This window comes from Cupriavidus sp. 96C5-1 (assembly GCF_057798855.1).
This window is the reverse complement of the sequence record NZ_JBYOJU010000039.1, coordinates 64,542-77,842: the sequence shown is the minus strand read 5'-3', so window position 1 is coordinate 77,842 and position 13,301 is coordinate 64,542. Positions and strand designations below refer to the sequence as shown.

Sequence of the window (13,301 nt, the reverse complement as noted above, 5' to 3'; positions counted from 1 at the left end):
AAATGCCTCGAGCCTGTCGCCGATCACTATACTGACCTAGATGCTCCCAGCCGGGAGTAGCTGGGGATGCAGCCACGATCATGCCGGACTTCCCGCGACTCGCATCCGCTCACCTTATGGAGGTTGAATATGTCGATTCGCATCGGTGACGAGGCGCCTGATTTCACTGCCGACACCACGGAGGGGAAGATTCGTTTTCACGAGTGGATCGGGGACCAATGGGCGATCCTGTTTTCCCATCCCAAGGATTTCACCCCGGTCTGCACCACCGAACTGGGCTATATGGCTGGGCTCAAGCCGGAATTCGACCGGCGCAACACCAAGATCATCGGACTCAGCGTGGACCCGGTAAGCGACCACCAGGCCTGGGTCAAGGACATCGAGGAAACGCAGGGCCACGCCATCAACTATCCGATGATCGGTGACGTCGACCTCACGGTCGCGAAGCTCTATGACATGATCCATCCGAACGCGAGTGGCGGGCCGCGCACTGCCGTGGACAATGCCACGGTGCGCTCCGTGTTCCTCATCGGGCCGGACAAGAAGGTCAAGGCGATGCTGGTCTATCCGATGAGCGCCGGCCGTAATTTCGACGAGGTGCTGCGCCTGCTGGATTCGCTGCAACTGAACGCGAAGCACACGGTAGCCACGCCGGTGAACTGGAAGCCGGGCGAAGACGTGATCATCCCCACCTCGGTATCCGACGAAGACGCCAGGAAGAAGTATCCGCAGGGCTTCAAGACCCTCAAGCCATACCTGCGGGTGGTATCGCAGCCGAAGTAAGGCGCGGGCCGAACGCCGGGGAGGGCGGCGGGACGGGGGCGTGCACCGCCGGCCGTGGGCCGGCGCGGTCCCTTGCCCGCTTTCCCGGCCAGCCCGGGACTTGGGCCGCCGCCCCCAGGGGCGGCGGCCTGCCGCTGGACTCGAGCTTTTGCAGTGGCGGCGTTCGAGGCCCGCAACCAGTCATGCCTGGGTAGTCGACTGTGCAGTCGCCGGGGCCGGGCCAGCTACAGAATGCCTTTCTCCCGCAACGCTGCAATATCCTCTTCCCGCAACCCCAGCTCAGCCCCAAGGGCCTGCGCCGTGTGTTCCCCCAGCATCGGCGGACACTTCATCCGTACCGGCGTGGCCGAAAACCGCAGGGGACTCCGCAAGCTCGGCGCGGCAACGCCGCGCCCGTGCGGCAGGTGCATCAGCAAATCCCGATGACTGACCTGTGCGTCTTCGAACACCTCGTCGAGCCGGTTGATCGGCCCGCCGGGCACGCCGGCGTGCTCCAGCGCTGCCAGCAGTTCGGCGGTGCTCCAGCCGGCAATGCGCGACCCGATGGCGTCGCGCAGCGCGTCGCGATGGGTCACCCGGCCGAGGTTCTGCACGAAGCGGGCATCGGTGGCCAGCTCGGGGCAGCCGAGCAGCTTGCAGAGCGCGGCGAACTGGCCGTTGTTGCCGGCGGCGACGATCAGGTGGCCGTCGCGGCAGGCGAAGACTTCGGAGGGGGCCGCCACCGGATTGGTGTTGCCGGCGCGCCGCGGCAGCTTGCCGGTCATCTGGTAGCCGAGCGCCAGGTGGCCGTTGACGGCCACCGAGGCGTCGAGCATGGCGGCGTCGATGTACTGGCCTTCGCCGGTGGCCTGGCGGTGGTAGAGCGCGCCCAGCAGGGCGATGGTGGCGTAAAGGCCGGTCAGGATGTCGGTGATGGGGATGGCGGTGCGCATCGGCTCGCCGCCGGGCGTCCCGTCGGGCTGGCCGCAGGTGCTCATCAGGCCGGCCATGCCCTGCAGGATGAAGTCATAGGCCGGGCGGGCGGCGTAGGGGCCGTCGGGGCCGAAGCCGGTGACCGAGCAATAGATCACGTCCGGGCGCAGCGCGCGGATGGATTCGTAGTCCAGGCCGTATTTTTTCAGGCTGCCGGCCTTGTAGTTTTCCACCACCACGTCGCAGCGGGCGGCCAGCTGCCGCACCAGTTCCGCGCCTTGCGGCCTGGAGATGTCGATGGTGACCGACTGCTTGCCGCGGTTGCAGGCGAGATAGAAGGCCGAGTCGTTGGTCTGCGCGCCATCGGCATCGGTCAGGAACGGTCCCATCTTGCGGGTATCGTCGCCGTCGCCGGGCTTCTCGATCTTGTAGACGGTGGCGCCCATGTCGGCCAGGTTCTGCGTGGCCCACGGGCCTGCCACCACGCGCGTCAGGTCGAGTACCTTGATGCCTTCGAGAATTGCGCTCATGAGCTTGCCACCCGGAGAAAGAGAGATCCGGCATCATTGGCCGGATCGGGCGCTCACGCAATTCGCCGATGTGGAAGCCGGCTTACTGCCGGGCGGAAGCGTGCGTGTGGCCGGCTTGGGGTTGATGGGGATCGCGCGACGCGTCCGGGTTGTGTATATGTGGCGCCTGGCTTGGATCGAAATCGCAACTGGGGCTGGCCTCGTCGTGCGAGTGCGGGTGCAGCGCGCCGGGTATGTGCCTGCTGCTGAGGCCGTCGGCATTCAGCCAGGCCCGCGTGGCGGCGGCGGCCCGGTCGATGAGCGTGCCGCACTGGGTGTAGTCGTAGGGGGAGACGTCCAGCGGGCACAGTGGCGGTACCACGGCGATATGCGCATGGTCGGCCCAGCGCTCCAGGTCCTGCACCAGCTGGCGCGCCACCAGCAGCGACAGCGCGTTGAAGGCATGGTCGATGGGGCCGCGCGGTTCGCGCCGCCGGGCGCAGGCGAAACCGGCGGGCAGTACCACCACGCGGGTGGCGCCCAGGCCGATGGCGGTGGAGATTGGCGTGTTGTTGGCCACGCCCCCGTCGATCAGGGTACGCCCGCCCAGCATGACGGGCGGAAATACGCCGGGGATGGCCGCACTGGCCAGCACCGCCTGGACCAGGCTGCCGGAGGACAGCACCACCTCCGCGCCGGTCTGCATGTCGGTGGCGACCACATAGAGCGGCAACTCCGCGCGCTCCATCGCCATATCGCCGAAATGGCGGGACAGCAGGCGCTGCAGCGCGGCGGACTCCACCAGGTGCGCGCGTTGCCCGCGCAGCATGCCGAACAGGCTGCGCCACGACCATGGCATCACCTCGGCGCGGCGCAGGCCGCGCCAGAGCGTCTCCAGCCTGGCCGTGCCGGCAGCATGCGGGTTGCAGGCATAGTAGGCGCCGTTGATGGCGCCGGCGGACGCGCCGATCACCATATCCGGCCTGATGCCCCAGGCCACCAGTTCGCGCAGCATGCCGGCCTCGATGGCGCCGAGGCTGCCGCCGCCGGCAAAGACAAAGGCGGTTTTTTCCATGGTTCGTGGTGCAATGCAAAATGCGCGCAGTAATCCTGCAAAGAAAAGCATAGGCGACATTGCACCGGCTTGACAGGCATCTGTGCGGTGGCGCGGCGCCGATGGCACATAATGTGCATGCAGTGCTAGAAAAAGCACGAGCGAGCGGAGGCTTTCCGCCGCCAAGAGAGGAGACGATGAGTAGTTCTACCGACAAGTTCTCGGCCACCATGCGCGATGGCCTTGCCAATCTCGCACGGCGCCTGCGCTTTGCCATGGAGGAGGGCTCCATCTGGCTGGACGAGCAGCGCATGATCCTGATCCACACGGCGGCACTGGGCGCCTTGCGCAAGGAATTGGTGGATACCCTCGGGATGGAGCGCGCGCGGGGTTTGTTTACCCGCATGGGTTTTCATTCCGGCATGCGCGATGCGGAACTGGCCAAGAAGCTGCGCCCGGGGCAGAGCGATTTCGGCTTGCTGGAGATCGGGCCCTGCCTGCATACCATCGAGGGCGTGGTGCGGGTGACGCCGGTCAAGGTGGATATCGATATCGCCGCCGGCATCTACGATGGCGAATTCCTCTGGGAAGATTCCTTCGAAGGCGATGTGCACCGCCAGCTTTTCGGCATCGTCGATGCGCCGGCCTGCTGGATGCAGATCGGCTACGCCACCGGCTACACCTCGGCGCTGATGGGCCGCACCATCCTCTACCGCGAGGTGGAGTGCATAGCCTGCGGCCACGATCACTGCCGTATCGTCGGCAAGCCGCTGGAAGAATGGGAAGACGGTGCCCAAGCGCTGGCGCTGTACCGGCCCGATCCGGTGATCGAGACCATCCTGCAGCTGCAGAGCGAGGTCGAGCACCTGCGCGCACTGCAACGCAGTCCCGACAAGCCGGTGGACCTGGTGGGCTGCTCGGCCGAATTCCGTGCCGCCTGGGGCCTGCTGCAGCGCGCCGCCGGGAGCAACGTCACGGTCTTGCTGCTGGGCGAGACGGGCGTCGGCAAGGAGCGCTTCGCGCAGGCGCTGCACGGTGTGAGCGCGCGCGCTGACAAGCCCTTTGTCGCGGTCAATTGCGCGGCGATCCCCGATGAGCTGATCGAGGCCGAACTGTTCGGCGTGGAGAAGGGTGCCTTTACCGGTGCGCACCAGTCGCGTCCGGGCCGCTTCGAGCGGGCGCATGGCGGCACCCTGTTCCTGGATGAACTGGGCGAGCTGTCGGCGCAGGCACAGTCCAAGCTGCTGCGCGTGCTGCAGGAAGGCGAGGTGGAGCGCGTGGGCGGCACGCAGCCGCGCAGGGTGGATGTGCGGCTGGTGGCCGCCACCAATGTGGACCTGGCCGAGGCGGTCAGGCAGGGCACCTTCCGCAAGGACCTGTACTACCGGCTCAACGTCTATCCCGTCACCATCCCGCCGCTGCGCGAACGGCTCGACGACATCCGCCTGCTGGTGGAACGCTTCGTCGCCCGCTACGGCGCGCGCCACGGCAAGAAGATCGTCGGCATCACCGACCGCGCGCTGGCCGAACTGCGCCGCTACGACTGGCCGGGCAATGTGCGCGAACTGGAGAACGTGATCGAGCGCGGGGTGATCCTGGCCTGCAACGGCGGCCAGATCTCCGCGGACCACCTGTTCCTTCCCACCAGCGCGCCGCCCGCCATGGACACCGCGCCACGCCTGGGCGCCGGAGGCACCTTGCCGGAACTGCGCGAGGCCGCGGTGCACGGCTTGCTCGATCATATGGCCGAGCAGCAACTCGCGCTGGGCGATGTCGAGACGGTGCTGATGGAAGCCGCGATGCAGCGCGCCAGCGGCAACATGAGCCAGGCGGCGCGGCTGCTCGGCATCACGCGGCCGCAGCTTGCCTATCGCTGGAAGACGCGCGGCGTGCGGAGTACAGGCGAGTCCTGACGCGGCACATGGATCGCCATGCGGCGCGCCTTCGGGCGCGCCGTTTTCTTTGCGCGCGCGTGGCCAGGCCGCCTGTTCGCCGGTTTGATCATTTGATGAAGGGGGTGTCGGCGCGCCCGGCAGGCGGCTATCCCCGCATGCTGCGCCGCATGCGCGCGCCATCCCCGCAATCCATTGGCGCCGGCGTTGCCACGGCGCCTGTGCTGCTGCGGCGCGGAAGACGTTCCGGATCCTGGCGTGCTGACCGCAAACCGCCGCCTGGCGCGGCTTTTGATCATTTGATCAAGTGCTGCCCGCAGGTTCATCAATTGATGGACACGCGGCGCCGGGATCGCTTCGGGTAAACGCGCAAGCCAACGCCGCTCCATGTCCCGCTCTCCTTGTGCCGCCGTTGATTGCGGCTGCTGGCACGCTCTTCGCAATAGAACGCCTACAAGCCATGCGAAGGAGCGCGCCATGATCAACCAGTCGGTCCCCTTGTTCGAATCCACGCCCAGGTATGTACGCGTCGACGGCCGCACGCCCGAGGGCTTCGTGCAGTTCGCGTTCAGCGTGGCGGACCCCGAGCTCAACGTCGAGCTGATCATGCCCGAGCCGATGTTCGAGGCCTTCTGCAGCGTCAACCACGTGCGCTTCCTGCCGCCGGAGATACCGGCGCTCGAACAGGACGACTGAGCGCGGGCCGCGAGCGCCGCCATCCGGCATACCCCCCACATAGAAAAACAGCACGAACCAGGAGACCAAGCGATGCAAGTCGATATCAAGACCCAGCAGATCCAGCCGCTGCGCCAGACCTACGGCCACGTGGCGCGCCGTTTCGGCGACAAGCCGGCCTCGCGCTACCAGGAGGCGACCTACGATGTGCAATCGGAAGTCAACTTCCACTACCGCCCCACCTGGGACCCGCGCTACGCGATCTACGACAAGCGCCGCACCGCTGTCGTGATGGAAGACTGGTACGCGCTGAAGGACCCGCGCCAGTACTTCTACGGCGCCTATGTGACCGCGCGCGGCCGCCAGCAGGATGCCACCGAGAAGAGCTTCGCCTTCGTGGAAAAGCGCGGCCTGCTGCAGGCGCTGCCGGCCGAATGGCAGGACCGCCTGGCCGACGGCCTGCTGCCGCTGCGCCATGTGGAGTGGGGCGCCAACATGAACAATTTCTATTGCGCGGACTATGGCTGGGGCACGGCCATTACCCAGGCCTGCACCTACTGCGCGATGGACCGCCTGGGCATTGCCCAATACCTGTCGCGCATCGGCATGCTGCTGGACGGCAATACCGGCGTGGCGCTGGAACGCGCCAAGGTGGCCTGGATGGAGAGTGCCGCCTGGCAGCCGCTGCGCCGCTTTGTCGAGCACAGCTTTGTGATCGAAGACTGGTTCGAGACCTTCGTCGCCCAGAACCTGGTGCTTGACGGCCTGCTGTACCCGCTGGTCTACCAGCACGCCGACGCCGCCATCGTGCGTGCCTGCGGCACCGGGCTGGCGGTACTGACCGAGTTCATGAACGACTGGCGGGAGGAACACGCACGCTGGGTCGACTCGGTGATCCAGACCGCCGCCGCCGAATCCGACGCCAACCGCGCGCTGCTGTCGGGCTGGGCCCGCGCCGCGCGCACGCAAGTGGGCCAGGCGCTGGTGCCGGTGGCCGACACGCTGCTGGGCGAGGGCGGCGAGCAGATGGTCGCGCTGTGCCTGGAGCAGTTCGACGTGCGCCTGCACAAGCTTGGCCTTGCCGCCTGAGGAGCCCGCCATGACCGCAAACGCCATTGCCAACGTCTATATCGCCCTGCAGAGCAACGACGACACCCGTCCCATCATCGAAGCCATCACCGAGGCCAACCCGCACGCCGTGGTGTCGCAGTTTCCCGCCATGGTGAAGATCGACGCGCCGGGGCACCTGACCATCGTGCGCGGCCTGGTCTCGGAAAAGCTCGGACGCGAGTGGGACCTGCAGGAGATCCACCTGAACCTGATCTCGCTGTCGGGAAACATCGACGAAGACGACGACGCCTTCACCCTGCACTGGAACGCCTGAGACAGCCCGACCACACAGCCCGGCAAAACCGCCCGCCGGCGGCCCCGGCAAAGACAACGGAGACATCATGGACGCACGCAAGAAACTCAACCTGCGCGAGAAGTACGCGACGATGACGCGCGATCTCGGCTGGGAGACCACCTACGAACCGATGGACAAGGTCTTCCCCTACGACAAGTACGAAGGCATCAAGATCCATGACTGGGACAAATGGGAAGACCCGTTCCGCATGACCATGGATGCCTACTGGAAGTACCAGTCGGAGAAGGAGCGCAAGCTGTACGCGATCATCGACTCCTTCGTGCAGAACAACGGCCACCTCAATGTCTCGGACCCGCGCTACCTGAACGCGCTGCGCCTGTTCCTGACCGGCGTGACCCCGCTCGAGTACGCGGCGCACCGCGGTTATGCCCACCTCGGGCGGCACTTCCGCGGCGCCGGCGCGCGCGTGGCGGCGCAGATGCAGTCGATCGACGAGCTGCGCCATGCCCAGACGCAGATGCACACGCTGTCGGTCTACAACAAGTATTTCCACGGCTTCGGCGAGTGGCAGCACATGCACGACCGGGTCTGGTACCTGTCGGTGCCCAAGTCCTACTTCGAGGACGCCATGAGCGCGGGGCCGTTCGAGTTCATTACCGCGATCTCGTTCTCCTTCGAATATGTGCTGACCAACCTGCTGTTCATGCCCTTCATGTCCGGCGCGGCCTACAACGGCGACATGGCCACGGTGACTTTCGGCTTCTCCGCGCAGTCCGACGAATCGCGCCACATGACGCTGGGCCTGGAGGTGGTGAAGTTCCTTTGCCAGCAGGACCCGGACAATATCCCCATCCTGCAGAAATGGCTGGACAAATGGTTCTGGCGCGGCTTCCGCCTGCTCACCCTGGTCGGCATGATGATGGACTACATGCTGCCCAAGCGCGTGATGTCGTGGGCCGAGGCCTGGGAGATGTACTTCGAGCAGGCCGGCGGGGCGCTGTTCAAGGACCTGGAGCGCTACGGCCTGCGCATGCCCAAGTACCACGAGACGGCGACCAAGACCAAGGACCGCATCACGCACGAAGCGTGGGGCACCTTCTACAACTATGCCGGCGCGGCCGGCTTCCATACCTGGGTGCCCAAGGCCGACGAGATGGCATGGCTCACCGAGAAGTATCCCGACACCTTCGCGCGCTACTACAAGCCGCGGCTCGATTACTGGCAGGAGCGCCAGCAGGCCGGCGAGCGGTTCTACAACGGTACGCTGCCGATGCTCTGCCAGACCTGCCAGATCCCGATGGTGTTCTCGGAGCCCGACGACCCCACCCAGACCTGCTACCGCGAGAGCAGCTACCACGGCATGAAGTTCCACTTCTGCTCGGACGGCTGCAAGGACATCTTCGACGGCGAGCCGGAGAAGTACGCCCAGGCCTGGCTGCCCGTGCACCAGATCTACCAGGGCAACTGCGGCGGCGCCTCGCTGGAGGACGTGCTCAAGTGGTACCGCCTCAACCCCGGCGCGGACAACCTCGACTTCGAGGGCTCGCAGGACCAGAAGAACTGGAATGCGTGGAAAGGCGTGCCGGGCACCGCCGCCTGAGCGGCGGGCAGGCCGGAAATAAAAGACAAGACGAAACAAGAGATAAGGAGACAACCATGTCAGTCGTATCCATTGGCCCCTACGCGTTCGAGGCGGCGGACCGTGAATCCGCATTCCACGGCAACCGCTTGCTCTATATCGGCTGGGACCGCCACCTACTGTTCTGCGCGCCGCATTGCTTCCCCTTTCCTCCGGCGATGCGCATGCGCGACGTGGTGGAGAACGTGCTGCCCGGCGTCTATGGCTACCACCCCGACTTTGCCCGCATCGACTGGAGCCGCGTGGAATGGCTGCGCGGCAGCGAGCCCTGGCAGCCGGACCTCGATCGCACGCTGGAGGAGAACGGCCTGGGCCACAAGGCGGTGATCCGCTTCCGCACGCCGGGGCTGGATGGCATCGCGGGCAGCTGCAGCTGATCCGCCGCCGCGGCTGGAACGACCAGAAGGACCAGAAGGACCAGAAGGAGACCAAGATGTATTCCCTGACCATTGAACCGATCGGACAGACCATCCCGATCGCGCCGGGCCAGACCGTGCTGGATGCCTGCCTGCGCAATGGTGTGTGGCTGCCTCACGCTTGCTGCCACGGGCTGTGCGCCACCTGCAAGGTGCAGGTGGTGGAGGGCGAATTCGAGCATGGCGAGGCCTCCAGCTTCGCGCTGATGGATTTCGAGCGAGACGGCGGGCAGTGCCTGGCCTGCTGCGCCACCGCGCAGTCCGACATGGTGATCGAGGCCGACATCGAGGAAGATGCCGACGCCCTTGGCCTGCCGCTGGCGGACTATCGCGCCGAAGTGGTGGAGACGCGGGACCTGACGCCGACCATCCGCGGCATCTGGCTGCGCGTGGAGGGCGCCGCCGCCGCGGCCTTCCAGGCCGGCCAGTACCTCAACCTGCAGGTGCCGGGCTGCGATCAGCCGCGCGCCTTCTCGCTGGCCAACCGGCCGGGCGACGACCTGGTGGAGCTGCACGTGCGGCGCGTCGAGGGCGGGCAGGCCACCGGCTACCTGCACGAGCGGCTTGCCGTGGGCGACGCGCTGCGTTTCTCCGCGCCCTATGGCCGTTTCTTCGTGCGCAAGTCCGCTCGGGTGCCGATGCTTTTCCTGGCGGGCGGATCGGGTTTGTCCAGCCCGCGCGCCATGATCCTGGACCTGCTGGCGGCAGGCGAGACCTTGCCGATCACGCTGGTGCAAGGGGCCCGCAATCGCACGGAGCTTTACTACGATGCAGCGTTTCGCGCACTGGCCCAGGCGCACCCGAATTTCCGCTATGTGCCGGCCTTGTCCGACGAGCCCGCCGACAGCGGCTGGGATGGCGCGCGCGGCTATGTGCATGAGGTCCTGCATGGGCTCTATGCCAACGGCGCCGCTGCCGACTTTCGTGGCCACAAGGCCTATCTGTGCGGGCCGCCGCCGATGATCGAGGCGTGCATCCGCACGCTGATGCAGGGGCGGCTGTTCGAAGAGGATATCCATACCGAGAAGTTCATCTCGGCGGGCGATGCGCAGAACAGCGCGCGCAGCCCGCTGTTCAAGATCTGAAGGAGGGCGCGGCATGCATACCGTGGAGATCGCGGGAAGCGGCCAGTGCTACCCCTGCGCGCCGGAGCAGAACCTGTTGCGCGCCATGGAAGCGCTGGGCCAGCGCGGCATTCCCGCCGGCTGCCGCGGCGGCGGCTGCGGGGTTTGCAAGGTGCGCATCGAAGCCGGCCGCTACCGCACCGGCAAGATGAGCCGCGCCTGCCTGTCCGAGGCGGAGGAGGGCGAAGGCCTGGTGCTGGCCTGCAAGACGTATCCCGACGGCGATATCCGCCTGCGGCCGGTGGCGCTGCTGCAGCGCTGCCTGGACCGGCAGCGGGCGCGGCAGGCGGCCAGCGGCGGACAGGAATAACGGCAGGAACAAAGGCAGCAATAAGAGCAGCAATAAAGAGCAGCAATAAGAGCAGCAACAAAAAGATGGACCGATAACCCCATCATCAAGGAGACCGTCATGGCATTGACAGGCGTATTGCGCCCGGGGCACGTGGCATTGCGCGTGCTGGAACTCGAACCGGCGCTGAAACACTACATCGACGTACTCGGGCTGATCGAAACCGCGCGCGACGACAAGGGCCGCGTGTACCTGAAGGCGTGGGACGAGCATGACCACCACAGCGTGGTGCTGCGCGAGGCCGACAGCCCGGGCATGGACTATATGGGCTTCCGCGTCGATAGCGGAAGCACGCTGGAGCGGCTGGCGCAGGCGGTGGAGCAGTCCGGGCTGGCATCGGACTGCCAGTGGATCCCCGCCGGCGAGCATCTGCGTACCGGCGTGCGCTTCCGTTTCACCATTCCCACCGGCCATGCCATAGAGCTCTTTGCCGACAAGGACAAGCTCGGCTGCATGACGGGCGACAGCAACCCGGACCCGTGGCCGGACGACCTGCGCGGCATGGCGCCGAGCCGCTTCGATCATTGCCTGCTGTACGGCGACGACCTGGATGGCACGGTCAGGCTGTTCCGTGATGTGCTCGGCTTCACGCTGGCCGAGGAGGTGGTGGCGGGCCCCGACAAGATGATGATCGGCGCGTTCCTGACCTGCTCCAACAAGGCGCATGACATCGCCTTTATCCGGCACGCCGAGAAGAACAAGTTCCATCATGCCTCGTTCAATCTCGACAACTGGGGCGAGGTGCTGAAGGCCGCCGACATCATCTCCAAGAAGGATGTGTCGCTCGACATCGGGCCTACCCGGCACGGCATCACGCGCGGCGCCACCATCTATTTCTTCGATCCCTCGGGCAACCGCAACGAGGTGTTCTCCGGCGGCTATATCCACTATCCGGACAAGCCCACCATCACCTGGACCGACAACGAACTTGGACGGGCGATCTTCTATCACGACCGCAAACTGAATGATGCGTTCCTGAGCGTGCTGACCTGAGCGCGGGAGAGAACCGATCCCGATTGTCTGCGCCCGTCTCCCACTGCGCGGGAGCGGGGCGCAAACCGGCGGCAAGGCAATCAGGCAACGCAACGCGGCAGACCCTTGCCGCAACCAGCGAGACAACATGAAAGACTTCAAGAACTTCATCAACGGCGAATGGGTGGCCACCAATCGCCACTTCGACGACCGCAACCCGGTCGACAACAGCCTGATCGCGCGCGTGCACGAGGCCGGGCAGGCCGAGGTCGATGCCGCCGTGGCGGCGGCCAGGCAGGCCCTGGACGGCCCCTGGGGCAAGATGAGCGTGGCGCAGCGGGTCGAATTGCTGCACGCCGTGGCCGACGGCATCAACCGCCGCTTCGACGACTTCCTGCAAGCCGAGATCGCCGACACCGGCAAGCCGCACTCGCTGGCCAGCCACGTCGATATCCCGCGCGGCGCGGCCAACTTCAAGGTGTTTGCCGACCTGATCAAGAACGTGCCCACCGAGAGCTTCGCCATGGCCACGCCGGACGGCGGCGAGGCCATCAACTATGCGGTGCGCTCGCCGCGCGGCGTGATCGGCGTGGTGTGCCCGTGGAACCTGCCGCTGCTGCTGATGACATGGAAGGTCGGCCCGGCGCTGGCCTGCGGCAATACGGTGGTGGTCAAGCCGTCCGAGGAGACCCCGGCCACCGCCACGCTGCTGGGCGAGGTGATGAACGAGGCCGGCGTGCCGCCGGGCGTCTACAACGTGGTCCACGGATTCGGCCCGGATTCCGCTGGCGCTTTCCTGACCGCGCACCCGGACGTGGACGGCATCACCTTCACCGGCGAGACGCGCACCGGCGAGGCCATCATGAAGGCCGCCGCCAATGGCGTGCGCCCGGTTTCGTTCGAGCTGGGCGGCAAGAATGCCGGCATCGTGTTTGCCGATGCCGATTTCGACAAGGCCGTCGCCGGCATCACCCGCTCGGCCTTCGAGAATAGCGGGCAGGTTTGCCTGGGCACGGAGCGCGTCTACGTGCAGCGGCCGATCTTCGAGCGTTTCGTCGCGGCGCTCAAGGCCAAGGCCGAGGGCCTGCGGCTGGGCCGCCCCGGCGATGCGGGCGTGAACATGGGGCCGCTGGTGTCGCTGGAGCATCGCGCCAAGGTGCTGTCCTACTACCGCAAGGCGGCGGAAGCGGGCGCGACGGTAGTCACCGGCGGCGGCGTGCCGGACATGCCCGGCACGCTGGCCGAAGGCGCATGGGTGCAGCCCACCATCTGGACCGGATTGCCGGAGGATTCGGCCGTGATCCGCGAGGAGATCTTCGGCCCCTGCTGCCATATCGCCCCCTTCGATACGGAGGAAGAGGCGATCCGGCTCGCCAACGACACGCCATATGGCCTGGCCGCCACGGTGTGGACGTCCGATCTCGGCACCGCCCATCGCATGGGCCGCGCGCTGGAGGTCGGCATCTGCTGGATCAACGCCTGGTTCCTGCGTGACCTGCGCACCGCCTTCGGCGGCGCCAAGCAATCCGGCATCGGCCGCGAGGGCGGGGTGCATTCGCTGGAGTTCTATACCGAACTGCGCAACGTCTGCGTGAAACTGTGAGGCCGGC

13 protein-coding genes are annotated in these 13,301 nt (G+C 66.4%); 11 read left to right on the top strand and 2 right to left on the bottom strand.

Annotated features, from left to right (window positions below):
- Window positions 1-129: 129 nt before the first annotated feature.
- Complete coding sequence (locus AC3FOF_RS32860) at window positions 130-783, top strand: peroxiredoxin (RefSeq protein ID WP_488728990.1); 654 nt, start codon at window positions 130-132, stop codon at window positions 781-783.
- A 224-nt stretch (window positions 784-1,007) separates the two neighbouring features.
- On the opposite strand, the gene AC3FOF_RS32855 is transcribed toward AC3FOF_RS32860, so the two are convergent.
- Both AC3FOF_RS32855 and AC3FOF_RS32850 read right to left on the bottom strand, forming a co-directional pair.
- Window positions 1,008-2,225 carry a CaiB/BaiF CoA transferase family protein gene (locus AC3FOF_RS32855; protein WP_488728989.1) on the bottom strand — a complete coding sequence of 406 codons (1,218 nt, stop codon included), beginning with the start codon at window positions 2,223-2,225 and terminating at the stop codon, window positions 1,008-1,010.
- 82 nt (window positions 2,226-2,307) lie between these two features.
- Window positions 2,308-3,279, bottom strand: a complete 972-nt coding sequence (locus tag AC3FOF_RS32850; RefSeq protein ID WP_488728988.1) for a patatin-like phospholipase family protein — start codon at window positions 3,277-3,279, stop codon at window positions 2,308-2,310.
- A 176-nt stretch (window positions 3,280-3,455) separates the two neighbouring features.
- Here AC3FOF_RS32850 and poxR point away from each other — a divergent pair, with 176 nt between their 5' ends.
- The 10 genes from poxR (at window position 3,456) to AC3FOF_RS32800 (ending at window position 13,294) form a co-directional block, all read left to right on the top strand.
- Window positions 3,456-5,171 (top strand): phenol degradation transcriptional regulator PoxR, encoded by a 1,716-nt coding sequence (gene poxR / locus AC3FOF_RS32845; protein ID WP_488728987.1) that lies wholly within the window; start codon window positions 3,456-3,458, stop codon window positions 5,169-5,171.
- Window positions 5,172-5,627: 456 nt separating this feature from the next.
- Window positions 5,628-5,846: a phenol hydroxylase subunit gene (locus tag AC3FOF_RS32840; protein WP_017227956.1), complete on the top strand. Its 219-nt coding sequence runs from the start codon at window positions 5,628-5,630 to the stop codon at window positions 5,844-5,846.
- Between the two features lie 72 nt (window positions 5,847-5,918).
- Window positions 5,919-6,914: an aromatic/alkene monooxygenase hydroxylase subunit beta gene (locus tag AC3FOF_RS32835; protein WP_488728986.1), complete on the top strand. Its 996-nt coding sequence runs from the start codon at window positions 5,919-5,921 to the stop codon at window positions 6,912-6,914.
- Window positions 6,915-6,924: 10 nt separating this feature from the next.
- Window positions 6,925-7,209 carry an MmoB/DmpM family protein gene (locus AC3FOF_RS32830; RefSeq protein WP_017227958.1) on the top strand — a complete coding sequence of 95 codons (285 nt, stop codon included), beginning with the start codon at window positions 6,925-6,927 and terminating at the stop codon, window positions 7,207-7,209.
- Window positions 7,210-7,276: 67 nt separating this feature from the next.
- Window positions 7,277-8,791: an aromatic/alkene/methane monooxygenase hydroxylase/oxygenase subunit alpha gene (locus AC3FOF_RS32825; RefSeq protein ID WP_276268046.1), complete on the top strand. Its 1,515-nt coding sequence runs from the start codon at window positions 7,277-7,279 to the stop codon at window positions 8,789-8,791.
- A gap of 56 nt (window positions 8,792-8,847) precedes the next feature.
- Window positions 8,848-9,207 carry a phenol hydroxylase subunit P4 gene (locus tag AC3FOF_RS32820; RefSeq protein ID WP_017227960.1) on the top strand — a complete coding sequence of 120 codons (360 nt, stop codon included), beginning with the start codon at window positions 8,848-8,850 and terminating at the stop codon, window positions 9,205-9,207.
- Window positions 9,208-9,263: 56 nt separating this feature from the next.
- A complete protein-coding gene (locus AC3FOF_RS32815; protein ID WP_017227961.1) occupies window positions 9,264-10,331 on the top strand; it encodes an NADH:ubiquinone reductase (Na(+)-transporting) subunit F in 1,068 nt (355 codons plus the stop codon).
- A gap of 13 nt (window positions 10,332-10,344) precedes the next feature.
- Window positions 10,345-10,680, top strand: coding sequence for a 2Fe-2S iron-sulfur cluster binding domain-containing protein (locus AC3FOF_RS32810; protein WP_017227962.1), 336 nt, complete (start codon window positions 10,345-10,347; stop codon window positions 10,678-10,680).
- Window positions 10,681-10,779: 99 nt separating this feature from the next.
- Window positions 10,780-11,712, top strand: a complete 933-nt coding sequence (locus AC3FOF_RS32805; RefSeq protein WP_017227963.1) for a catechol 2,3-dioxygenase — start codon at window positions 10,780-10,782, stop codon at window positions 11,710-11,712.
- Between the two features lie 127 nt (window positions 11,713-11,839).
- On the top strand, window positions 11,840-13,294 hold the full coding sequence (locus AC3FOF_RS32800) for a 2-hydroxymuconic semialdehyde dehydrogenase (RefSeq protein ID WP_017227964.1): 1,455 nt from the start codon (window positions 11,840-11,842) through the stop codon (window positions 13,292-13,294).
- Window positions 13,295-13,301 lie beyond the last annotated feature (7 nt).